At 41.9% G+C, this 24,227-nt stretch carries 20 protein-coding genes; 16 read left to right on the top strand and 4 right to left on the bottom strand.

What is annotated here, in order from left to right; all coding sequences use genetic code 11:
• The first annotated feature begins 103 nt into the window (after positions 1-103).
• The 15 genes from P2W82_RS14200 to P2W82_RS14130 all read left to right on the top strand — a co-directional run bounded on the left by P2W82_RS14200 (position 104) and on the right by P2W82_RS14130 (position 18,406).
• Entirely contained in the window at positions 104-1,246 is a 1,143-nt protein-coding gene (locus tag P2W82_RS14200; protein WP_336516564.1) for a gliding motility protein GldB-related protein, read from the top strand.
• A 243-nt stretch (positions 1,247-1,489) separates the two neighbouring features.
• Positions 1,490-3,076: an alpha/beta hydrolase gene (locus P2W82_RS14195; protein WP_336516563.1), complete on the top strand. Its 1,587-nt coding sequence runs from the start codon at positions 1,490-1,492 to the stop codon at positions 3,074-3,076.
• Between the two features lie 197 nt (positions 3,077-3,273).
• Positions 3,274-3,597: an ArsR/SmtB family transcription factor gene (locus P2W82_RS14190; protein WP_336516763.1), complete on the top strand. Its 324-nt coding sequence runs from the start codon at positions 3,274-3,276 to the stop codon at positions 3,595-3,597.
• The gene (locus tag P2W82_RS14185; protein WP_336516562.1) at positions 3,594-4,094 is read left to right on the top strand and encodes an SRPBCC family protein; all 501 of its coding nucleotides are present in this window, start codon (positions 3,594-3,596) and stop codon (positions 4,092-4,094) included. The genes P2W82_RS14190 and P2W82_RS14185 overlap by 4 nt, the downstream gene beginning before the upstream one ends.
• A 354-nt stretch (positions 4,095-4,448) precedes the next feature.
• The gene (locus P2W82_RS14180; RefSeq protein ID WP_336516561.1) at positions 4,449-5,432 is read left to right on the top strand and encodes an MBL fold metallo-hydrolase; all 984 of its coding nucleotides are present in this window, start codon (positions 4,449-4,451) and stop codon (positions 5,430-5,432) included.
• Between the two features lie 138 nt (positions 5,433-5,570).
• Complete coding sequence (locus P2W82_RS14175; protein WP_336516560.1) at positions 5,571-6,341, top strand: hypothetical protein; 771 nt, start codon at positions 5,571-5,573, stop codon at positions 6,339-6,341.
• A 324-nt stretch (positions 6,342-6,665) separates the two neighbouring features.
• Positions 6,666-7,412 (top strand): hypothetical protein, encoded by a 747-nt coding sequence (locus P2W82_RS14170; RefSeq protein WP_336516559.1) that lies wholly within the window; start codon positions 6,666-6,668, stop codon positions 7,410-7,412.
• Between the two features lie 606 nt (positions 7,413-8,018).
• Positions 8,019-8,771: an SDR family NAD(P)-dependent oxidoreductase gene (locus tag P2W82_RS14165; protein ID WP_336516558.1), complete on the top strand. Its 753-nt coding sequence runs from the start codon at positions 8,019-8,021 to the stop codon at positions 8,769-8,771.
• A gap of 62 nt (positions 8,772-8,833) precedes the next feature.
• A complete protein-coding gene (locus tag P2W82_RS14160) occupies positions 8,834-9,919 on the top strand; it encodes a calcium:cation antiporter (RefSeq protein ID WP_336516557.1) in 1,086 nt (361 codons plus the stop codon).
• Between the two features lie 1,408 nt (positions 9,920-11,327).
• Positions 11,328-13,652, top strand: a complete 2,325-nt coding sequence (locus tag P2W82_RS14155; RefSeq protein ID WP_336516556.1) for an outer membrane protein assembly factor BamB family protein — start codon at positions 11,328-11,330, stop codon at positions 13,650-13,652.
• Positions 13,653-13,866: 214 nt separating this feature from the next.
• On the top strand, positions 13,867-14,547 hold the full coding sequence (locus P2W82_RS14150; protein ID WP_336516555.1) for a hypothetical protein: 681 nt from the start codon (positions 13,867-13,869) through the stop codon (positions 14,545-14,547).
• Positions 14,548-14,785: 238 nt separating this feature from the next.
• Entirely contained in the window at positions 14,786-15,895 is a 1,110-nt protein-coding gene (locus P2W82_RS14145) for a serine hydrolase domain-containing protein (protein ID WP_336516554.1), read from the top strand.
• A gap of 146 nt (positions 15,896-16,041) precedes the next feature.
• Positions 16,042-16,884 carry a hypothetical protein gene (locus P2W82_RS14140; protein WP_336516553.1) on the top strand — a complete coding sequence of 281 codons (843 nt, stop codon included), beginning with the start codon at positions 16,042-16,044 and terminating at the stop codon, positions 16,882-16,884.
• Positions 16,885-17,198: 314 nt separating this feature from the next.
• A complete protein-coding gene (locus tag P2W82_RS14135; RefSeq protein ID WP_336516552.1) occupies positions 17,199-17,537 on the top strand; it encodes a cupin domain-containing protein in 339 nt (112 codons plus the stop codon).
• A 218-nt stretch (positions 17,538-17,755) separates the two neighbouring features.
• Entirely contained in the window at positions 17,756-18,406 is a 651-nt protein-coding gene (locus P2W82_RS14130) for a GldM family protein (RefSeq protein ID WP_336516551.1), read from the top strand.
• Positions 18,407-18,647: 241 nt separating this feature from the next.
• Here the strand turns inward: P2W82_RS14130 and P2W82_RS14125 are convergent, their stop codons facing one another.
• Complete coding sequence (locus P2W82_RS14125; RefSeq protein WP_336516550.1) at positions 18,648-18,851, bottom strand: hypothetical protein; 204 nt, start codon at positions 18,849-18,851, stop codon at positions 18,648-18,650.
• 330 nt (positions 18,852-19,181) lie between these two features.
• Here P2W82_RS14125 and P2W82_RS14120 point away from each other — a divergent pair, with 330 nt between their 5' ends.
• Positions 19,182-20,672, top strand: coding sequence for a GMC family oxidoreductase (locus P2W82_RS14120; RefSeq protein ID WP_336516549.1), 1,491 nt, complete (start codon positions 19,182-19,184; stop codon positions 20,670-20,672).
• Positions 20,673-21,143: 471 nt separating this feature from the next.
• Here the strand turns inward: P2W82_RS14120 and P2W82_RS14115 are convergent, their stop codons facing one another.
• The 3 genes from P2W82_RS14115 to P2W82_RS14105 all read right to left on the bottom strand — a co-directional run bounded on the left by P2W82_RS14115 (position 21,144) and on the right by P2W82_RS14105 (position 23,864).
• Positions 21,144-21,557: a GxxExxY protein gene (locus P2W82_RS14115; protein WP_336516548.1), complete on the bottom strand. Its 414-nt coding sequence runs from the start codon at positions 21,555-21,557 to the stop codon at positions 21,144-21,146.
• A gap of 646 nt (positions 21,558-22,203) precedes the next feature.
• Positions 22,204-22,929, bottom strand: a complete 726-nt coding sequence (locus tag P2W82_RS14110; RefSeq protein WP_336516547.1) for a TerC family protein — start codon at positions 22,927-22,929, stop codon at positions 22,204-22,206.
• 293 nt (positions 22,930-23,222) lie between these two features.
• Positions 23,223-23,864: a hypothetical protein gene (locus P2W82_RS14105; RefSeq protein ID WP_336516546.1), complete on the bottom strand. Its 642-nt coding sequence runs from the start codon at positions 23,862-23,864 to the stop codon at positions 23,223-23,225.
• Between the last annotated feature and the right edge of the window lie 363 nt (positions 23,865-24,227).

Here is a 24,227-nt window from a genome sequence, read left to right as displayed (position 1 = left end):
GATTTACATCTAAACAAGAATCGAACATCAACAACGTATCTTGTCACGTCATCCCACCTTCTGCGTCTCCTTTCCTATCTTTCAGTTTTGATCCCACACAAATATGCAGCGTTTCTTACTATTCCTGTTTCTGTTCCTGTTGTCTGTTTCAGGATCCTCCCAGGAGCTTTCCACTCCCTGGTACTGGCTTCTGCAGGCTAATCAACGTTTTAAAAACAATGATTCCACCAATGCTTTTCTTGCGCTGAAAAAATCTGTTCAGTATGGATTATTTGATCCGCAGGCAGTGGCTAATAAATATTTTCAATCGCAGCTGAACCAGGATCAGCAGAAAAAAATACTGGAAGGCATTAAAGCCAACCGCAAAAAAATCGAGTCTCCCTCTTCAATAAAAATAATCAACAGCGATATCGATCGATTCTGGAAAATTTTTGAACACAGAAACGATGCATATTTCGATTCCCTTCTTACTTCAGATTATATAATGAAAGGATCTGTTGGCGTTCAGACTTTCTACCAGATCAGGATGCAGAACAGCGTGAAAAGACTGGCTGATAAAATCCGTTCAGCACCGAAGTTTTACGAAAGCATCCGGCCGGCGACATTGTCATTTAAAAAAATGCAACCACAGTTTATAAAGGCCGCCGAAAAACTGGAACAGATTTATCCCGAATCCGTCTTTCCTCCGATTTATTTTCTTATCGGCCATCTGAATAATGTAGGAACTGCAGACGGTTATGCCGGTTTATTGATAGGCAGCGAACATCTATGCAAAACGGGACAAACAGATACCAGTGAATTGACAGCGATCGACAAAATGGTTCTTTTTGATTCAGGGCTTGTTGTACCGCTGATCATTCACGAGTATGTACATTTCCAGCAACATAACAAATACGAACAAACGCTGCTGGAACTATCGATCATGGAAGGTGTTGCAGATTACATCACATTTATCATTACAGGCAAGTACACCAATCCTGAAGTCATGCAATTCGGGTTAAAGAACGAACCAAAACTACGTAGTCATTTTTCAAAAGAAATGGATGGCGAAAATACCGATAACTGGCTGTTTAATGCATTCAATCCTGAAACCGGTTATCCCGGCAACCTGGGTTATTTTATTGGGTTCCGGATCTGTGAATTGTATTACCGGAAGGCTGCAAATAAAAAAACCGCTGTCAGGGAAATGCTGAATATCCAGGATTTTAAAAAAATCCTCGAAGTCAGTGGCTATGAACTGAAATAAATACGCCTCCATCTATCATTTTCCGGTATTTCAACGGATGAAACTGATCGCCTTATGTTTTGATTCTCCTTGTTGTAATTAATAAAAATACTAAACAGAAAGCAGACGAATTGATCAACGCTGATCAATAGAAAGCAGATGTTCGGTATCTGTTCAAAAACTGTCACCACCCGGCCTGTGCAACATGTGCATTTAAATCGCGACTATACTTAGTATTTACGTTGCACAGGATTAATTATTCTAATGGGCAGGAATTCATTCAATACGATCGCAGCTATACTTCTGTTTTGCATGTTGTGGCAAACTACAGATGCTCAAAACCCGTCTACATACCAACCGAAAATAGAATACTGCAATTGCGATTTTAAAGTTGATTCTCATTTTTTACAGCTGGCATCAGGAAGATTTAAACCCGATTCTATATTCAGATTACAGACAGATAGTAGTTTTAAGACTACGTGCGGATACCTGATAGTACCAGAGAGAAGAATACAGAATCAGGAATACAGGAGATATGAAAAGAAACAAAAAAAGAAAGCAGAAACAGTAAGAAATACGGTAAAACTGCCTTTTATTATTCTTCATAGCAAGAATTCCGATAAAGCAAAAGATCCTGTGTTGTACACCAGTGGCGGACCGGGGAACAGTTCACTGAGCTGGATCAATGGAATGACCAGAAGCGGTATCATTCAGCAAAGAGATGTAATCGCTTTTGAGCAAAGAGGTACACGCTTTGCGCTTCCTTATATAAGAAATTTTGAGCTTGATGATGCGATCCGCGAATCTTACAGCAAAAATCTGAACAAGGACAGCATGGTACTTGCTGGTTTGCGGCGGTACAAACAGGAACTTCAGCAGCGTGGTGTTGATATCAATGGTTACAACAGCGATGAATCGACTGCAGATATCATCGATCTGCTAAAAGAACTAAAAATTGATTCGGTAAATCTTTATGGCGGTTCGTACAGCGCCAGCCTGATGCTATCCGTTTTAAAAAGATCGCCTGAGCGGGTCAGGTCGTTGGTACTGGATTCGCCGCTTCCCAATTTCACTGCGATTGATGAAGATGAGCCTGCAAATTTTATGGAAGCGCTGAATAAATTATTTCAATATGTCGCAAATGATTCTTCAGAAGCCAAATTATATCCCGGACTAAGAGAAAAATTTCATAGCTATTTTATGTCAATCACCGGCAAATCGTTTTTGCATCCTTACGCTAAAAGCGGGAGTACAGATACAACGAAGATTGCTTATGGAACCAATGACCTGTTGCTGATTATTGTCAACAGCATGCTCTCCCCGGGCTTCCTCGAAAAAACACCAGCGATCATTCAGCAGGTTATTAACGGAGACCACTATGCGCTGATTCAGCATCGGCTGGATCGGATCTTTAACGCATTCACCGCGCCTGATGGGATGCGCATCTCTGTGTACTGTGCAGACGAAGCCACATACCAGAGTCAACAGGTACTGGAAGACCTGTATCGCATGTACCCCTATCTCGAAGGATTCAGAATAAATGATGTTTATAAGACCATGTGTGATTTCTGGGATGTTGCTCCGGTGGCGAAAAGCAGTACGGAGCCTTATTATTCTGATAGGCCCGCATTGATCGCAGACGGCGAGTTGGATCCCTCATGCAATCCCCTGTATGTGCAGCAGTTGATGCACTATATGCCAAACGCGCAGGGCTTTCTTTTCAAAAAACGCGGTCATGGTGTTGGAGGAAAGGAATTTTATGGGATGATTGATGTGTTTCTTGCGAATCCTTTTCAAGAAATTAAACCTACAGGGGAATATACTTCAAAATATTTGCCACCTCCAAGCTAAATTCAAACCACAGAGAAACAGCCGAGTTAACAGCCCACAGAGTAGATACAGAGAAAAACATTGTAGCTGCCTTGCATTCGTCCCCATCAACCGCCGCTGCTCCTCCTGCTCCCTCTCCTGCCTGTCGCCTGAAAATAAATTTTGCGCAACCGTATAATTGCATTTATATTTGCAACCGTATAGTTGCAAACATTATGCTGGAAACAAGAAGAGACATTTTTCAGGCCATCGCCGATCCTACAAGGAGAGCGATACTTACACTGATCGCACTGCAGGCTATGACGCCCAATGCCATAGCCGAGCATTTCGATAGCAGTCGCCAGGCAGTATCCAAACATATCCAGATCCTGATCGAGTGTAAGCTCGTGGATCAGGAACTGACCGGTCGCGAAATTTATTATCATTTAAATCCGCAGAAAATGAAAGAAGTCGCCGACTGGCTGGAACCTTTCCGCGAACTATGGGAAGGCCGTTACAGAAAACTTGACAAATTATTGGCTAATCTCAAAAACAAAAAATGATGGAAAATCCAACGAAGTTTATTGTTGAGCCCAACAAACAGGAAGTATTTATCATCCGCGAATTTGATTATCCGCGGGAAATGGTTTTCAAAGCACATGAAGATCCGGAACTGCTGGTGCAATGGCTCGGACCTGACAACAGGAAAGTAAAGATCGATTACTATGATTCAAGAACCGGCGGGTCATATCGTTATCTTATCTGCAACCAGGCGGGTAAAGAAGTGGCTGCTTTCAATGGTGTGATTCATGAAGTTACTTTTCCCGAGCGCATCATGCAGACCTTCGAATATGAAGGCCTGCCCGAGCGCGGACATGTCACGCTGGACACCATCCTTTTTGAAGACCTGCCTGGCAAGAGATGCAAGGTCACCATACACTCTGTTTTCAGATCGCTTTCCGATCGTGATGGAATGATGCAGTCGGGAGTGGAAACCGGAGTCAATGAAGGATATGTGAAGCTGGAGAAATTGCTGGCGTTGATGGGCAGTATTGCTTGAAGAAGGCGGACGGTAGACAGTACGAGTTTATAGAATTGAGTTATCAGTGATAAGCATTTCGAATTGCAGATTTGATCGGGTTGAAAATTATCGCCTGCGGCGTTGGGAACAGCCGGAACGCGGAGCGGAGGAAATTTTATAGCTGGATAATAGCATTGATAATAGTACATTTAAGAAAATCATTTTAGAACTATTAATTATTCCTTCTCCGCGCTCCTCCGCGGGGTTTTTCTCCGCGAACTCCGCGTCCTGCATTTAAAATCTCGCCGAAGGCGATACACTCTCACATTAGCATTCTTCACTTAAAACCTATAACTTAATAACCTATAACCAAAACGCCCTCGCTGGTCAATCATGCTCAAGAAAATCCTGATCGCTATCGGCATCGCCCTGTTGATCTTCATCGCCTTCGTCTACTCGCGCGTGCAACCTTCCGGCGATATTAACGATTACCAGGCTTATTATACTAACGATCAATCGCCGCCCGACAGCAACGCAGTAAAAGTTACTTTCTTCGGCGCTACTACCCTGTTGTTTGATGACGGCGAAACACAGCTTTTAATCGACGGATTTTTTTCCAGACCAACGATGTTCCGGGTACTCACCACCGCCATACAATCCGATACAGCAATGATTGATCGGATTCTTGCTGAAAACAACATGAACCTTGTTAAAGGAATTTTTGTCGCGCATTCACACTATGATCATTCTTTTGATGTTGCATACACGACAAAGAAGACGGGTGCAACACTTTATGGATCACCAGGCACCTTAAATATCGCTCGCGGAGGGAACGTTTCTGAATCACAGTTATCGGCTTATCAGCCCAACCAGGAATTGAACATCGGGCAGTTCATCGTTCGTGTGATCCCTTCAAAACATTCGCCTGGAAATGCACAAAATGACGATGGAATTTCTATCGATACAATACTAAAACAACCTGCCAGATACAAGTCTTATACGGAAGGCGGATCATTTGATTTTCTCATATCTCATCATGGTAAAAACATCTACATAAAACCGAGTCCGAATTATATTGAAGGTGCGCTTGATACCACAAGAGCTGATGCTCTGTTTATCGGAATTGGTATCGTAACGAAACAGCCGCCTGAGTGGCAACAGGCATTCTACAATCAAACCGTCGGAAAACTCAGGCCTTCTGTTGTTGTCCCGATTCATTGGGATGATTTCTTTTATCCTGCTTCGGAAAACCTGCAGATGCTGCCACGTTTTGTTTCCAAAGGACCGGAAGAATTTGACTTCTTTATAAACAAGACAAAAGCAGATAAAATCGATTTCAAAATTCTGCAGGGGAAGAAATCGATACTAATAAAATGAAGGTGATATGCAAACAGTATTGCAATAAAAAACGCTTTTCAACAAAAAGTTAAATGTATCTGATAACTGTTGTCCGCCAGGACCAGGCTGCTGTTTTCTGTTTAGATTAGTTGGATCAACCAAACTAAAACTGAATTTATGAAAGCATCAGCTACGTTCCTTCTGGCGGTGATCTTATTTTCATCCTGCCAGACAACAAAACGGGGATCGGGTCTTGGCGAGTTAAACTTTCCTGCCGGCGACACACTCATCACACAATCCTTATTCAACGACAAATCATCAACTGTTTCCGAAGAAAATATTCAGAAGATACTTGATGGTACTTATGCATTACCACAACAACTTCGGGTAGCCGTGGTACGACTGGATCCGGGAATACAACAGCGAAGAAATTACGGATACTTTTTTGATGATGAACAATACCTGAAAACACAACAATCTTACCTTGATCTTTTCATTGAAAAATTCAAACAGTCACCACGAGTAAATAAAGTCACACTCATCCCCGATCTCCTCGTTTCAAAATCGCCCAACTTTACAAATATCCGCGAAGCGGCAGTTAGGATGCAGGCCGACATTGTGGTGATCTATGCGATCACCAGTGATCTTTATTCCAAATACAAAGTTTTTTCAAAAACAGATATCAAGGCTTTCGCGACAACGCAGCTGATCGTTCTGGATGTACGTACGGGTCTTGTACCATTTTCAACGATCGTTACAAAAGATGCCTTTTCTCAACGAAAGAAAGAAGAACTCGATATTACCGAAGCCGCAGGGCGTGTTCAGCATGAGGCTGTGTTGCTTACTATTAATGATATTGGTAGCAAGATTACAAGCTTTCTTGGACAGAGTTCGGTTGCATTGAGCAAGCCCACTGAAACTGCAACTCTCCAGACGAACGGAAAGTAAAGTAAACACCCGGATTAATAAGCCGTGGAACAGTTCACAGACCTAGCAGGTTTTTGAAACCTGTTAGGTCATTTTAAGACCTGGCTGTCTCTTTGCGAAATCCCTGGCAGTCCGCCTAGCGGTTTACTGTATTAGTGAGTCAAAGAGTAGGTAATTTACTATCCATACATCGCAACTCGCATTTCGAACTTTCTCGTGGCTGTTTCTCTATGGGAAACTCGGCCGCTTCTCTGTGTTTTGACTTTAACTTTCGGAACACTTGCGTTTTTTAAGCTTAATTTTAACGACCGATGGAAGTCTTTTAAAACAACCTCCCTGGCTCATATGAGAAAACTATTCCCACTTCTGCTCCTATTGTATTTCAATCTTTCTGCCCAGGTCAATGACGCTGATGCGTTTTTCAATGGCAGCTATGACAAAGGCGTGGTCCGAAAAAACAAAATAAAACAGGTGAATGTCGACATCAGCATCGATGGAAAAAATTCAACCCGTTACACGTTCGAATTCGATCGCAAAGGTTTTCTGCTAAAAGAAACCATCACCAATGCTACCGGTAAAAAAGTCAACGACTATACGTTCACGTACAATGATCACGGTGATCAGACAAGCAGAAAAAATAATGCTTATGAACTGGGCAAAACTTATGAGACCAGTTTCAATAAAAAATATTCCGGTGCAAAGCTCATCAGCGAATCATCAAGCGAACTTCCATATACCACGCTCATCAGTTACAATAACCAGGGACAAAAGCTACTCGCCACCACTTATCTCGGCAACGACACCATCAATGATCCGAAACGACACATGAGTTATCACTATGACGGCTCAGGAAAACTGATCATGATGGTGCAGACTTTATCGACTTCAAAAAACACGCATCCGACAGATAGCGTAATTACAAAATTCAGTTACGACGACGCCGGCAAACTCAATCTTATTGATCGGAATGGTCAGACTGAATACAGGTTCATTTACGATTCAAAAGGACTACTCAAAACAAGGGAAACAATTATTGCCGATGGATGGAATGATTCGAAGATAGTAGATGAGTTCAGTTATACTTTCTGGTAATAATGCTTATTCCGATGGTTAAAAAAGCACAAACGGACCAACTTTTGCAAGCTGATCCGCTTATGACCTTATGATCCTATGAAAACCTATAGCCTATGGATTCATCGCTTCTTAATACCGATGATGTTTCCCATTGGTCAAGCTTACGATACCGATCATCACAACGGCTACGATCAATCGATTATTTTCCGCAGGTATGTTTTTAAAAAGCGCCGAACGAAGACATAACGGTCAAACCAGGCCGAAAATGCTGCATCTGAGATGAGAATCTGATTAGAATTTCATCGGAATCAGAGACTCATGCCACCGAAATAGAATTTATCGGGAGCCCTGTAACGGCCTGCCTATCTGATTAAAATTTCCGACACCTGTATTCTTACAAGTCTGCTTCTCCGAGTAAGAAATTCGTCCTGGTGCCTGCAGACAGATCAGATTTGAAACTATATCTCACACAATTGTCGTAACACATTCGCAATTTGGTACATTTGACACAGAAATATACATTCTTATCCAGCCTTGATTGGTAAGCCGTCGCTCCGTTTCCGAATGAACTTTACACATCGTTCATTGTTGTTTATTTTTTTTCATCGATAAATTTCATTTTTTATGTCACTCTTAAAAGATAAAGTTGCCATTGTATCCGGCGGCGGTTCCGGAATCGGGCAAGCAGTTGCAGAATCCTTCGCCAAAGAAGGCGCTAAAGTCATTATAACAGATATCGACGAAAAAGGCGGTGGGGCAACCGTTGACTTGATACAAAAATCAGGGGGAGAAGCTTTGTTTGTAAAAGCCGACTCTTCGAAAGCAGCGGATAATAAAATGATTGTCGAAGCCGCGGTGAAAAAATTCGGACGGCTGGATATCGGATTCAATAATGCCGGCATCGGCGGACCACCTGCTTTGACTGGTGCATATGATATTGACGCCTGGGATAAAGTTATTGCCATCAACCTCAGCGGTGTATTTTATGCATGCAGGTACCAGCTGGAACAAATGGTGAAAAATAGCGGCGGTGTAATAGTCAATATGGCTTCGATCCACGGTACTGTTGCCGCACCGATGAATTGCGCCTATACTGCGTCAAAACATGGCGTGGTTGGTCTTACAAAAAATATTGCCGCAGAATATGGACAGCAAAATATCCGTTGCAATGCTGTTGGACCTGGCTATATACGAACTCCACTCCTGGAAAAAAATCTCGATGAGGACATGATGAAAATGATTGCTGCCAAATCAACGATGAACAGGCTGGGCAGATCCGAAGAGATAGCAGATCTCGTGGTATATCTCAGTTCCGACAAATCATCATTTGTTACCGGTAGTTATTTTATTGCAGATGGCGGTTATACTTCCATCTGATAACTGCAGATTAAATGCCGGACTGATGGCTCCGCGGCATATCACTATTAAACCCATACCATTTGATTCCTTCCAATTATAAGATCCCGCTGAAATCATATTTAATCCCGGTACTCGTCTGGATTATTTATTTTATTAAACAGAGCTATACGAGCGACTGGCTGGATATTGTTGCTTTGATTGCCCTGGTCGTATGTACGCTCGAAGCTGTACATCACGCGGAGGTGATTGCGGTTAAAGTCGGCGAACCTTTTGGGGAACTGATCCTTGCATTAGCCGTCACCGTGATAGAAGTTTCGATGATTATATCAATGATGCATGCCGGCGGTAAAGACGCGACTACCCTTGCCCGTGACACTGTATTTGCTGCTATTATGATCATACTTAACGGAATGATCGGTCTCAGTCTATTGATCGGTGCTGTAAAATACAGGATACAGACTTTTGTGCTGCAGGGGGTCAGTTCAGTAACCACAGTACTACTCGCGATTTCGGTGCTGACACTTATCCTCCCGAATTATACCTCTTCAGTAGCAGGTTCATTTTACTCAACAAAGCAATTGCTCTTTGTTTCCGCAGCGTCGCTGATATTATATGCCGGATTTATTTTTGTACAAGGCTTCTGGCATAAAGATCATTTTGTTACAAAAAAACCAATAGAAACAGCGCCGGTGGATTTCCTGAAACCGAATAGAAAGACGACGATGATCAGTTTTGTGTTGCTGTTTGTTTGTCTGAGTGTAGTGATCCTGCTGGCAAAATCATTGGCGCCTGCCCTCGACAAGATGATTAACTATTTCGATGCACCGAGGGCGCTCGCAGGTATCGCTATCGCATGCATCATTCTTTTACCTGAAGCATTATCATCCATAAAAGCTGCCCGCCGGGATCAGCTGCAGACGAGCCTTAATCTTACGCTCGGATCGGCACTCGCTACCATCTGCCTTTCCATTCCCGCAGTGGCAATCTATTCTATCGTGTATGATATCCCGTTAGCCCTCGGTCTTGATCCGAAATCAACTGTGTTGCTGGTACTTTCTCTGCTCGTAGTTATTCTTTCCTTTCGTACAGGGAAAACAACGATCCTTCAGGGAATTGTGCTGCTCGTGATTTTTGCGGCGTATATTTTTATGACGTTGTTTCCGTAGGGAGTGAAGAGAATACAGGATGAAGACGACACCTGCCGACAGACAGCTGGGTCAAAACAGAATCTGGAAACGGGTCCTCAATGCCAAACTGCCCAACCGGCGTTGTGAGACTTTTAAATCAAATTCCCGGCTGCTACTCTTTAGTTTCACCTTAGCTATTCAGCCAACATTTGAACCACATAGGGAAAAAAAGGATACATAGGCACATAGAGAAAAAAGCCTGCGTCTAATCGTCCTAAGTTGCTACTTCAATCTCTGCCTATGTGCCTATATGCCCTATGTGGTTCAAAAAAAAAACTGCTTTAATGTGATATCTCTTTTATTTAGGAATAAGAAGTCAGACTGCAAAGAGAGCGAAGTAATCAAATTCCCGGCTGCTACTCTTTGGTTTCACTTTAATTATACAGCCAACATTTGAACCACATAGGGAAAAAAGGATACATAGGCACATAGAGAAAAAAGCCTGCATCTAATCATCCTAAGTTGCTATTTCTATGTCTGCTTATGTGCCTATATGCCCTATGTGGTTCAAAAAAAAGCTGGTTTAATGTGATATCTCTTTTATTTAGGAATAAGAAGTCAGACTGCAAAGAGAGCGAAGTAATCAAATTCCCGGCTGCTACTCTTTGGTTTCACTTTAACTGTACAGCCAACATTTGAACCACATAGGGGAAAAAAGGATACATAGGCACATAGAGAAAAAAGCCTGCATCTAATCATCCTAAGTTGCTATTTCTATGTCTGCTTATGTGCCTATATGCCCTATGTGGTTCAAAAAAAAGCTGCTTTAATTTGATATCTCTTTTATTTAGTAACAAGAAGTCAGACTGCAAAGAGAGCGAAGTAATCAAATTCCCGGCTGCTACTCTTTGGTTTCACTTTAACTATACAGCCAACATTTGAACCACATAGGGAAAAAGGATACATAGGCACATAGAGAAAAAAGCCTGCATCTAATCATCCTAAGTTGCTATTTCTATGTCTGCTTATGTGCCTATATGCACTATGTGGTTCAAAAAAAAACTGCTTTAATTTGATATCTCTTTTAGTAATAAGAAGTCAAACCGCAAAGTGCGCGAAGAAACAGCCCGCAAAGGAAGTACAAAATACCCGCTGCTTGGCTGTTCCTTTGCGGGACTCGGCTGTTTCTTTGCGGTTTGTTGTTCCCTGACTGAACTAAAAACTTTAAGCAATTCGTCAAACGTCCTTCATCCTTCGAACTTCTTCCAAATTCTCCGTATATTATTCTCTCATCGGTGGCTGATATATGACAAATTTTTACTTACTCAAAAGGATAGCCGGGAAGGCAGAAAGAACAGAAAGAAATCGGGAAGAATTGCATGCTGTAAGGACGCGATGCATCAGATCCCTGTTGACGTCAAACAAATTCCCTTTAAACATCATTCTATTGACATTATTTTTTATTTCCTCCTGTAACCAGGAGAAAAAAAAATCCACATCAGAAATCACCATCACTACATCTCTCTACACAAAAAAACAATCCACCGCCGGCCAACCGATATATATGCAGCACTGCGTCGCCTGTCACGGCCGTGATTTACGCGGCACCGAAGGTGGCGTAGCATTGGTAGGTGAACGCTTTACAGCAAAATGGAAAGACAGTTCCCTCGCCTCATTATTCGAGCTGACGAAGAACACCATGCCCAAAACCAATCCTCATTCGTTGAAAGACGAAGACTACGCCGCTGTGCTTGCCTATATCTTCGACGTCAATCAATACCCCGCCGGCAATGAAGAATTCCCTGCTTCGGGCTCCCGGGGCCTGGCGTATAAACCTGGTCCCGCACCCGGAACACCCTCGCGTATCAGTCTGCGTTTTAACGCACCGACATACTCTGATAAGCCACCTACCATCGAAGCTGAATGGCTGCAGCATCGCGGTGACTATGCGAGTACAAACTATTCGCCGCTTGCGCAGATCAATAAAGACAATGCAAAAGATTTGAAGATCCTCTGGCGCTGGAAGACCGAAAATTTTGGTCCGTCACCGGAATTTTATTTCAAGGCCACCCCACTGATGGCTAACGGTATCCTGTACACGACTGCAGGTACCAGTCGCACTGTCGCTGCCATCAACGGAGCTACCGGCGAAACACTGTGGACTTTTCGCTACGATGAAAAGGAAAGAAAAACTTCTGTACCGCGACAAAATTCCGGTCGGGGCGTAGCTTACTGGAAGGCGCAACCGAATGCAAAAGACCGGGTGATCTACATAACACCTGGTTTCCAGCTCATCGCACTTGATGCAGCAACCGGTCAGCCGGTACAGGGATTTGGAAAAAATGGTGTAGTTGATCTAAGACAGGGTCTTGATCAGAAAGCAGAAGCGTTAACCGCAACGATTGGTTCCACTTCGCCGCCGATCATTGTGAATGATGTGATCATCGTCGGCGCCAGTTTTCCAGTAGGTCTCGCGCCCGTATCAAAAACGCAGGTGCGAGGCGATATCATGGGTTATGATGTGAAGACCGGGAAGCGCTTGTGGATTTTTCATACCATTCCGCAAAAAGGTGAAGAAGGCAATGAATCCTGGGAAGGTGACAGCTGGAAATATACCGGCAATGCAGGTGCATGGGCTCCGTTGACTGCAGATCCCGAACTCGGTTATGTATACCTGCCGCTGGAAGCAGCGACAGGCGATTTCTATGGTGGTCACCGGCCAGGGAATAATTTGTTTTCACAGAGTCTTGTTTGTCTCGATGCAAAGACCGGAAAAAAAGTCTGGCATTACCAGCTCATCCATCACGATATCTGGGATTATGATCTGCCTGCACCGCCGATACTCGCCGATATCAACGTCAACGGGCAACCGATCAAAGCCGTGGTGCAATTAACGAAGCAGGCTTTTGCATTTGTATTCGATCGCGTCACCGGTAAACCGGTGTGGCCGATTGAAGAAAGACCGGTACCGAAGAGTGAAGTCAAAGGTGAGTGGACCTCTCCTACCCAACCCTTTCCCACAAAGCCGGCAGCGTATGACCGCCAGGGTTATCACGATAGTGTCCTGATCGATTTCACACCGAAGATGCGGAAGGAGGCTTTGCAGATCGTGCAGAAGTATAAACGCGGACCCCTGTACACGCCGGTGACAGTGTACGATCCACCTAATCATTTAGGAACATTGATGCTTCCTGATGCGGTCGGTGGCGCCAACTGGCAGGGCGGTGTTTTTGATCCGGAAACGAAGATGTTGTATGTGTCTTCCAGCACTGTGTTGCGGCCGATGAGTCTGGAAGCTGCACCACAGCTTAGCGATATGAATTTTGTTGCTTACATGGGAAGTTCGCGGATCGGCCCGCACGGGTTACCGTTAGTGAAGCCGCCATACGGTCGCATTACAGCAATCGATCTCAATAGTGGCGAACATCGCTGGATGATCGCCAATGCCGACTCACCCGAATGGATTAAGAATAATGAGGCGTTGAAAGGCCTGAATATCCCGCGTACCGGTATGCCCGACCGTGTGGGTATGCTGGTGACGAAAACATTGCTTTTCGCAGGTGAAGGCGCGGGTCTTTATGCATCTGATGGCGGTGGTGGAAATAAATTTCGTGCGCATGATAAGGCGACTGGTGCTATTATTTCCGAGCTGGAGCTGCCTGCATACCAGGCGGGCATACCAATGACTTATTCGATCAATGGGAAGCAGTATATTGTTGTGGCGGTGGGTGCTGTGGGGAAAGCGGGGGAATTGGTTTGTGTGGGGTTGTGACAGGGATTTGCTGACTGATAATCGAAAGAAGTAAATCCGGGATTGCATTTTTAAGTATTTAAAAACGTTCTAAAGCGCTATAAAATGTTTGAAATATTTATCATCCATTTCAAACACTTTTAAATATTTCAGCTACTTGTATACGTTTAATTACGCTTAGAATTAGTGATGTCGTGTGCGTATATTTATCTGTTATGCCCAATTTTTATTGACAATGTTTTCATTATTTAAGAGAAAGAATAAGCCAGTTTTCTATTTCGTTGGACAAGAACCCAAGGAAAGAATTAATAATTTCATTCTTGAATTCATTAAACCAATTTTCGACAAAAGGGAGTTTCAATTCAAAGAAGGAAGTTTCAACTTTTTTAAGAGTGGCAACTCCTTTAAGCAAGAAGTTTTCTTTAAGAGGAGTTCTTACAATTTAAAAGACAAAGTAATAAGGTTTGATCCTATCTTTTGTCTTTTTGACCTAGAGTACGAAAAGTGGTACAAAAGTTTTTACAAAAAGAAAACAGACGATTATTGTTTATTTTGGAGTAGTGGGGGACATATAGCTAATTGGGACAAACAGTTTATCGATAATATTTGGTATGACTTGGCTGCTGTTGATAACGATATACTGATAAAAATAATAACAAGAAATATCGAGAATATTGCGTTGCCTAATTTGGAAAGACTTTCAAACAGAGAAATTGCTTTCGAGACTTTGAGGCAGACTTCTTTTAATATTTGCGCAATATTATTTGACTATTGTATCATTGAGAACAATAAGGAGAAAGCTAGACTAATAATCGAGGATTTCGAGTACTATTTGAATTCTGATTTTAAAGATCAATACCAAGGCCTGATTGAAAAGTACGAGATTCGGAAACATCTCTTTAAAAACTGGGCATAACATCGGCCTCTGCGCAATACGGGCTGACGAACATATCCTGATCGACATTATCACGGATGAGCTGCAGTTCCGGGCGACAGGAACACGGATAGGCTTTTGGAATATAACATCGACGACATAACTTTACTCAGCTGACGGTTCAGGCAGACGGAACATGAAATTTCCGTACTGCACAAAGCCTCGAACATTAGCGGTAATATAAGTGAACTTCATATCAAAACATAACAACTATCAACAATTGAAATTAATAACAACACTTCTTCTTCTGCTGCTATTTGGATTTCCTGGGTTCGGACAAGACCGGGTTCAAAGGATTGACAGTTTGCTTAACTCTCTATATTCACAGGGTAAACTAAATGGAAATGTTTTGGTCGCGGAAAAAGGGAAAGTCATTTACAGCCATAGTTTCGGTTTTGCTAATGAAACGACAAAAGTGGAGTTGAACGAAAAATCGATTTTTAATTTAGCATCAGTATCAAAGCAATTCACAGCCATGGCTATAATGATGCTTAAAGAAAAGGGTAAGTTGAATTTAGACGATGAAATCAAAAAATATATCCCCGAATTAACAATTTACAGCGGAGTTACTATCAGGCACCTACTAAATCATACAAGCGGACTCCCGGATTATGCCAAACTTTTAGACAGTCTATGGGATAAAACGAAAATTGCCAACAATAATGACGTTGTCACTCTTTTAGCAAAACATAAACCGACAGCATTATTCAAACCGAATACCCAGTATAAATATAGTAATACAGGTTATGCAATCTTAGCTTTAATCATAGAAAATGTAACAGGCACCTCATATAGCGATTATATGAATAAAACCATTTTTAGACCGCTAAAAATGAGAAGTACTTTTGTTTATACTCCCCGTCTCACACCCAGAGATATAAACAATTTTGCTACAGGTTATATGCTTGATAGCTTGAATAAACTTGTACTACCAGATAGTATTAATGAAACAAAATTTGTTTTCTACAGCGATGGCATAGTCGGACAAGGTAGAATTCACTCATCAACCTTAGACCTTTTAAAATGGGACAGAGCTTTGTATACAAACAAATTACTTTCAAAAGAAGGGATGGAAGAAATTTTTGAAGTTGCTACATTAGAAGACAAATCTAAAACCAAGTATGGTTTTGGCTGGTATGTAGAAGAAAGTGCTGATTATGGAAAAATCACAAATCATAGCGGTTCCTGGCCAGGTTATGTGAATTTTATTGAAAGGCATGTTAGAAATGATAAGACTATTGTGATACTTCAAAATCATGTTAATCCTAGTATGCCGATACTCGAACCGATTCGTAGTATCCTTTATAATAAACCATTGACCATAAAATAAAAACTACCGCTAACATCGGCTATTGTCAAATCAAATTCAAATCAGTATCATTGTTCACGGCTGGCCGGCGACATTAACACCGGTATCCCGTACCGCGCAAGACAGTTGGCGTTAGCGGAAATTGGTTGGATACCTCAAATTTCGAAATGAGAGAAATTGTCGTAATACTTTCGTTGTCTTTGTTTAGCTGTTCCAACTCTACTCAAAATTCACCAATTACTTTCCCAGATGTTGGATATTTATTTGTAAAGCAACCTGATCCCAAAGACAGCAGCTTTCCTTTTTATCCAACGAGACATCTGGAGTCGATAAGAGATTCTACTTATGATGCGTTTTATTTAACGAAATTACTTGATGTGTTTGATGAGGGGAATATTAGTTTGAGAGGTCAGGAAAAACCAATCCTTCGGGTAATCATACAGCCCAGCGTTGCATCACCTATACAAATTATCCGATTTACAGAAGGGGAAGTCGTTGTAAAAAAAGGTAATCGAGTTGATTATTTGAAATTAAATACTAAAAATTTAAGTCCAATTGAAGAACAGCATTTTCAAATTTTCAATGGTGGAGTACCGTTATCAAGAAGAATAAGAGAATCCAATTCTGTCGGCAAAAGATTTTGGGATTCGATAATTAAAGTGTATCCGCAGCTTATGGAAGATGAGTACTACGAGTATATAATGGATAAAGCTTTTGATCCGCTGGAAGGATCCTTTACATATTCAACGAGGTCAATTCCCTTCAAAAGGAAACAATTCAAAGAAATGGTTGATAGTTTAAATTCTTCAGGATATTGGCAATTACCTATAGCACTTGGCTGCAGAAATATGCCGACAGATGGTGATTTATTCATCGTAGAAAGCAACAGCGGTTCCAGATATGGTGTTGTTAAGTTTTCGACGTGCAACGATAAGCCAACTAAATTGAAAAAGACAATAGAGAAATTGCTTACATACGCAGGAGTTTCATCGAACGACTATTCGCTGTAGTTTAGGGGTTAGAAATCTTAAATTTCCGCTAACACCGGCCAGCGCAACAGCAATCTCTTTATCACCCACTTTAAAAAAATATAATTTCATGAGCCAAATAGTAAAGTTCAGTCGGAAACGTTTTTTGTCGCTTTGCAAGGCGGTTCCATTTTTTTCTTTTTTTAGTCCATATTTGGCATTTTCAAAACAAAGCAAAAGTAATAAGCCATGTCGGCGTGTGGTTACAGGCGTCAATGCTCAGGGTAAATCAATTATTTATTGGTGATGGAGACGTTCCCAAAAATGCAACGTTTTTAAAATCGGGAGAAATAAATATGAATACTCTATGGGTTGGAAACGAAGTTCCGGTCGATTTTTACAAAAACGCCGAAACGCTTGATGGATATAATTTCAAGCTTGAACCACCTCATGGTGGATTCAATGCTTTTTCTATCACTTTGGAACCTGGCTTTAAACCGGATTTCCACAGTACCAATACAATTGATTTCATTTTTGTCATCTCAGGGAAGGTCGAATTACTATTAGAAGGAGGTTCAACCATTCTTAGTTCCGGTGACAGCGTAGTTCAACGAGGAACCAATCATGCGTGGCGGGTGATTGGTGAAGAACCATGTACCATGGCTGCAGTTCTGATTTCAGCAACTAAGAGTTGACATTCTTGAATAAGCGTGAAAAAGGGTATAATAACTGGAAGCTGCTATTACGGCCACTGCGCAGCCCGGGCTGACGAACATATCTCTATCGAAATTAACAATGATGAATTGTACTTGGGCAATGGTAATATAATATCGCATGTCTGAAGCCAATGAAAATTCCGATCACTTTAATAAAGAAGACTGGAACATCTAGATAATTTCAACAACTACTGATTTTGTATTTAATTTTAAAAAGTAGCCTGACAATTTTTCTTTCCTTCTTTGCGGCAACGTCCTTCAGCCAAAATTTCCTTATCACCGCCGACAGATCAAATGTTATTTATGCTAATTTTCACAACTACATTTCTATTGTCGCCGATGGTGTTCCCTGCGAGTCCATTGTTCTAAAAACCAATAACGGGAGATTTGATACATCCTGCAATTACTCTCCCTGCCAGTATGTTATTATTCCTTTCGAAGAGAAAGAAGCAACTATTGAGATCTATAGCAAATCCGGTAAGAAACTGATAAAAATAGGTGACAAACATTTCCGAGTCATGCGGCTGCCTGACCCAATTACTTATATCGGAAACATTCGTCCCGGTCCAATCAAAAAGGAAACACTTCTCGCTATGCCTGGCGTTATCGCCAGGGGGGAAGAAATTCACAACGACAGCTCAATCGATAGTTTTTCAATTTATTTATTCCGCAATAGTGCTCCATGTACAGTTGTAAAAAATAAAGGCAACAGATTTGAACCATCTACACTCGACCTATTGAAACAAACACAACCAGGAGATAAAATTATCGTAAGCGAAATCATGGCAATAAATTCCGTTGGAAATCACATTCGACTGCATACAATTGAAAACACAGTCACAGAATAAATTCTTTACATCGGAATTTTTATTTCGCACGCCTTATAATGTAAATATATTTCTGTGTTTATTTTGTCGCTGTCCTTCTACGCGATAAAAAATACAACGAACCCAGGAAGAAAATCACACTCAGCGCCAGGTTACTCCAGCTCATGGAATTGCCGACACCATTCATTTTACCGTGGAGTATAACTATAAAGTTCGCAACGTTGAAAAATACACTCGACAAAAGCAGGCTTGTCCATGATTTTTACTGCTCAGGAACATTCCTGTTCAACCAGTAAACAATGCCGAAGCTGAACATTGCTGAGCCATACAGTCGGGCTAGTACAGTACCCACAGCATCAAGATCAGATCCATAGGTCCTGACGAATTCCACAGGGAAAAACAGAAGTGCAAATCCATAAACTAAAGTAACGATCGCCGAAATAACGGCGTAGGTGGAGAGTTTCATATGCCAGCGATTTAGGTGTTTGTAAAGAAATAAATGCTATCCTAACTTATCGTTTTTTCATTCCAGTTAAAAAAAAATGTTTGTGGCTGTCTTTGCGGACCTGTCCTGCACCACTGACTCGTCTACTTTACTACTCGATAATCCCGGTAACACACACCCGAAAATCCTGAACCCGTTTTGCATACACCGAATCATCTCATCCAAAATCAGTAGCTTTCTACCAGTTTTCAGCCTGCCTGCATGCCTTCCGGACAGGCAGGCGGCAGGCAGATTTTCAGTTTCCGTTTTCGTCTTCCTGTATTCTGTATTTTGTATCCTGTATTCTTTTTTATGAACTCATTCTCCTACATCATCATCGGCGCAGGATCCGCCGGCTGTGTACTCGCCAATCGCCTGAGTGCAGGCAACGATTATGCCTTCTACTCCACCTCGCAGGAACATATGAACGGGCGGCGACTTTTTCTTCCGCGTGGTAAGGGAACCGGTGGCAGCAGCAGCATCAATGCGATGATCTATATCCGCGGAAACCGACAGGATTACGATGAGTGGAGCGCAATGGGCAATAAAGGCTGGTCGTACGATGAGGTATTGCCGTTCTTTAAAAAAGCGGAAAACCAGCAGATCATCCATAACAAATATCACGGTGATGCCGGACCGCTGCCCGTTACGGGTAGTCGCTATTACAATCATCTTTCCAATATTTTTATACAGGCCGGTGAGGAACTTGGTTATACGCGAAACGAAGATTTCAACGGTCGCAGCCAGGATGGTTTTGGTTTGTTCCAGGTCACGCAGGTCAATGGCGAACGATGCAGTGCGGCAAGAGCTTACCTGAAGCCAGTGCTGTCGAGGACCAACCTTATCATCGAAAACAATGCCGAAGCCGAACGCATCATTATTGAAAATGGAAAAGCGGTGGGCGTGGTGTATCACCAGCATGGACGAAGACAGGAAGCAAAAGCAACAAAAGAAATCATTCTCTGTGCGGGTGCCTATCTAAGTCCGAAAATATTGATGATTTCGGGTATCGGTCACGGTGATGAATTGACAAAACATGGAATACCGATTGTGAAACATCTGCCCGGTGTTGGTAAAAACCTGCAGGATCACCTGGCGATTGGTGCGCTTTTCAATACGAGTTACAAAGCAACTTTAGATGGTTCAGATAAATTTCCAGCAGTGCTGAAAAACCTGTTCAGCTATCTGGCATTCAAACGCGGACCCTTCTGCAGCAACCTTGCGGAAGCGGGAGCGTTTGTGAAGTCATCACCCGAGCAGCCTTGTCCGGATATACAATTTCATTTCGGTGCGGCTTATTTTGTGGATCACGGTTTCGTGCAACCGAAGGGTCATGGTTATTCTATCGGCGGTGTTGTACTCAACCCGCAGAGCAAGGGCACCGTATCATTGGCTTCCGGCGACTACAAAGCGGCGCCGTTGATCGATCATAATTTCCTGAATCATGATGATGATCTACGTCGCATGATCTGGGCTTACCGGTTTGCCTACCAACTTGGAATGACAGAGGCATTCAAACCTTATAGAACAGGTTTATTTCTTCCGGAGAAAATTTTGAATGATGATACCGGTATTGCTGATTTCATTCGCTCCAAAGCAGAAGTGCTGTACCACCCGACATCTTCCTGCAGGATGGGTAATGATGAATGGGCGGTGGTCAATCATGAGTTAAAAGTACATGGTGTTGGCAACCTGCGTGTGGTGGATGCATCTGTCATGCCCAATGTAACGCGGGGAAACACCAATGCGCCAACGATAATGATTGCGGAGAAGTCGGCGGAGATGATAGCTGGTGGTTTGTAGTTCTTTTTTAAACCATATAGGCCACGAAGAATACATAGGCACAATAGAAAATTCTAATGTGCCTCCATGTCCTGTGTGGTTCAAAAAATCTAAACACTGGAAACTATTCATCAGGAAATAAGTGGTACACCAATCCACCAACGATCATAATTGGTGAGAAGGTAAATGATAGTTGATAGATAATAGTTTTTTTTAAACCACATAGTTCACGAAGAATGCATAGGCACAATAGAAAATTCTAATGTGCCTCCATGTCCTGTGTGGTTCAAAAAATCTCAACACTGGAAACTATTCATCAGGAAATAAGTGGTACACCAACCCACCAACGATCATAATTGGTGAGAAGGTAAATGATAGTTGATAGTTAATGGTTTTTTTAACCACATAGGCCACGAAGAATGCATAGGCACAATAGAAAATTCTAATGTGCCTCCATGTCCTATGTGGTTCAAAAATTCTAAACACTGGAAACTATTCATCAGGCAGCGCAGCAAATAACCTATTTACAAAAGTTTTTTGCCCTTCGCGTACGATATTTACGCATTGAAAATTGATCAGCAATCCCTTTGGCTTTTGAAGCATCTCCATATATGAAAGAGTAATAGCATCATGTACAGGCAACAACCCCTGTTGAGCTTTTAGTTCCAGGCACAATACATCTTCTACCAAAATGTCCAGCCTCAGATCAGTCTGTATCTCAACGCCTTTATAATGAATAGCTGCCGATACCTGGCTCTCACATTTCAGGCCTTTAAGACGCATTTCATGCAACATAAGTTTCTCGTAAACGCTTTCAACCAGGGCAGGACCTATTGTCTTGTGAACTTCAATAGCACAGCCAATTACTTTGTAGGTGAGGTCATTCAGATACTTTTTTGTAATCATCTCTTCCATCCACTTTGAATCTAAAATTAAAACTCATTACAAGTCTAAAAAAGAGACAAACACGGCTTGAAAAAGTAAAAAAACGATTTTACTACGTGAAACACCTATTGCGGTTTTTTTTGAACCACATAGATCACATAGATCACATAGGCACATAGAAAATTCTTATGTGCCTCCATGCTCTATGTGGTTCAAAAAAATCAGGCCGAAGGCCACCAAAATCCTTTGCCCTTCCACCATTTACTTTGCAAATGAGGTCGTTCAGATACTTTTTAGAAATCATTTCTTACATCCTCTTTGAATCTAAACGTGAAAAACTTATTGCGGTTTTTTTGAACCACATAGATCACATAGAATACATAGGCACATAGAAAATTCTTATGTGCCTCCATGCTCTATGTGGTTCAAAAAAATCAGGTAGAAGGCCACTGATATTATAGCTTCCTGCCTTTGATTTCGTTAACAGGAATTCTGATTAAAATTGAAGAGCGTTATTTGACAGTTTTTTTGCACCACAAAGAAACAAAGGGCACAAACGGAGAACATAGATTATTCAAAAATCGTTTACCCCTGTTTTTTGAGCCGATCCTTTTTATCACCGGAAAGCTGTTCACAATTAATAAAGGGGTGATGGTGATAATTTTTTTCAGACTTTAGCTCTTTCTACTTTTTTATCTCTTTTAACCTTACGCCTGTTCATCCGCATCTGAAATACATCGACCAGCAATGCAAAAGCCATCGAGAAATAGATGTATCCTTTGGGAATATGAAATGCCAGCCCTTCAGCGATGAGCGAAACACCGATCAGCAGCAAAAAACTTAAAGCCAGCATTTTAAATGCAGGATGAGTATTAACGAATTTACTGATCGGCTCTGCGGCAAGAAGCATCACCCCCACACTTACCACTACCGCGGTATACATGATCCACAATTCATCCACCATTCCGACTGCGGTAATAATGCTGTCGACAGAAAACACGAGGTCAAGAATCAGGATCTGGCCGATGGCACTACCGAATGAATACACTTTGCTGGTGTCCACCGCATGCTGTTCATCACCTTCCATCTTATGGTAAATTTCTGTGGCACTTTTATAGAGTAGAAACAATCCACCGAGAATCAAAATAATATCCTTGCCCGAAATTTCATTAGAGGATATGGTGAAAAGCGTACCCTCGAGTTTCAGGATAAAAGAAATTATAGTTAACAATAAAAGCCGCATGATCATCGCCAGCAATAGACCAATACGCCGTCCTTTTTTCTGCTGGCTTTCGGGTAGCCTGGAAGTAACTATCGAAATAAAAATAATGTTGTCAATCCCTAAAACAACTTCTAAAAGAATTAACGTTAGTAAAGCAATTATTTGTTCCACGTGCTGAAATTAGTTAAGATGAATATTTTCTTTAAACCCGCATTTGTCATCATCCGGAAATAATGAACGATGAACTTACTTCAAAATAAATTCTTATCGCCTTAGACTATTTCTAATGTGATCGATGTACTGCCGGTAAAACACCCGGTTATCGTTCCCGAAACTATTGGATAAAACACGCCACACAGCGAACTTGAGACGTTCAGCTGCCGCACTTGTCTCTCAATATGAATCAGCGACTTTGAAGGAACAGGCAGCGGTAAGGGATTCAATACCTGGATTGGTCAGTTTAATTACCAGTTTTCCATTTCCCTGATCAATTTTTTTAAATGCTGCAGATTATAATCCGTATGATTGATCAGCTTTCTCTCATCACTACTGACATCTCCGCCAAGGATCCGTGTGATCTGATCGCGGTAAACAGCAAACACGGTGTAAGAAGGTCGCATAAAATAGAGACTTCTTCTTTTATGCTCTGATTCAGAAAGCTTGCGATAGTTCATACGCAATTCCTCTATAATTCCGCCATAACCGATAAAAAAACGCTCGGTCTCATCCCTGTATTCGTAGAGTGAATATTTCGGACCTTCATATACAGGCCGGAGCATGATGATTTCCGTTCGGAAACTATCGGCATTCATGACTTCAAGTTCAAAAGGATCCAGCCAGCTGACAGATCTTTTACCATACCAGATGAGATATGAGCCGTCCTTTATCTGCAGCGATTTCAGGTCTTCAATAGGTACATCTACCGGCTGGGCACCGTTCTGCGTCGTCTTGAACTTCAATGAACTTCCGGTCTCCGGTAAAAAGATATAGCCCCACATGGTATCGCCCTGGTTCGTCACATAGGCACCCTGACGAAATGATTTTTTCTGAGCATGGGTTAACAAACAGGAAAAAACCAGACAAAAGATGAAAACTGTTTTTCGCATAACACAAACCTTTTGGATCATTTAATGCACCTGGCGGAGACGTCAACCCTTCTGTATCCGGCTTCCCGACCTGTCTATCCATATACGTAAAAACAGGTAAAAGGCTGGCTCCTGATCTGAAAATTTCAACAGGAATCAGTGACCTGAATTTAATAAAATTTCATGAGGTGATGAGGTGATAAGCTGTAAGTTGTATGTTATGCGTCAACGGTTGTCGGGATAGATTTCTGTAAATTTCCGGCGTTATCTGAATTGCTATTGCACTTTAATGTTCCTAATGAAACATCAAACCGCAAAGGGCGCGAAGTAAGAGCACGCAAAGGGAATACAAAGGAAGTTTTCTGGCTGTTTCTTTTCGAAAAA

This window comes from Pollutibacter soli (genome assembly GCA_029269725.1).
Lineage (GTDB): Bacteria > Bacteroidota > Bacteroidia > Chitinophagales > Chitinophagaceae > Pollutibacter > Pollutibacter soli.
This window is presented reverse-complemented; position numbering and strand designations above follow the sequence as displayed.

Coding starts and splice junctions, on each gene's coding strand:
- P2W82_RS14125 (WP_336516550.1), bottom strand. CDS start 18,851: ATGAAACTCTCCACCTACGCCGTTATTTCGGCGATCGTTACTTTAGTT.
- P2W82_RS14200 (WP_336516564.1), top strand. CDS start 104: ATGCAGCGTTTCTTACTATTCCTGTTTCTGTTCCTGTTGTCTGTTTCA.
- P2W82_RS14170 (WP_336516559.1), top strand. CDS start 6,666: ATGAGAAAACTATTCCCACTTCTGCTCCTATTGTATTTCAATCTTTCT.
- P2W82_RS14105 (WP_336516546.1), bottom strand. CDS start 23,864: ATGCGAAAAACAGTTTTCATCTTTTGTCTGGTTTTTTCCTGTTTGTTA.
- P2W82_RS14165 (WP_336516558.1), top strand. CDS start 8,019: ATGTCACTCTTAAAAGATAAAGTTGCCATTGTATCCGGCGGCGGTTCC.
- P2W82_RS14135 (WP_336516552.1), top strand. CDS start 17,199: ATGAATACTCTATGGGTTGGAAACGAAGTTCCGGTCGATTTTTACAAA.
- P2W82_RS14115 (WP_336516548.1), bottom strand. CDS start 21,557: ATGATTACAAAAAAGTATCTGAATGACCTCACCTACAAAGTAATTGGC.
- P2W82_RS14195 (WP_336516563.1), top strand. CDS start 1,490: ATGGGCAGGAATTCATTCAATACGATCGCAGCTATACTTCTGTTTTGC.
- P2W82_RS14120 (WP_336516549.1), top strand. CDS start 19,182: ATGAACTCATTCTCCTACATCATCATCGGCGCAGGATCCGCCGGCTGT.
- P2W82_RS14185 (WP_336516562.1), top strand. CDS start 3,594: ATGATGGAAAATCCAACGAAGTTTATTGTTGAGCCCAACAAACAGGAA.
- P2W82_RS14180 (WP_336516561.1), top strand. CDS start 4,449: ATGCTCAAGAAAATCCTGATCGCTATCGGCATCGCCCTGTTGATCTTC.
- P2W82_RS14175 (WP_336516560.1), top strand. CDS start 5,571: ATGAAAGCATCAGCTACGTTCCTTCTGGCGGTGATCTTATTTTCATCC.
- P2W82_RS14140 (WP_336516553.1), top strand. CDS start 16,042: ATGAGAGAAATTGTCGTAATACTTTCGTTGTCTTTGTTTAGCTGTTCC.
- P2W82_RS14150 (WP_336516555.1), top strand. CDS start 13,867: ATGTTTTCATTATTTAAGAGAAAGAATAAGCCAGTTTTCTATTTCGTT.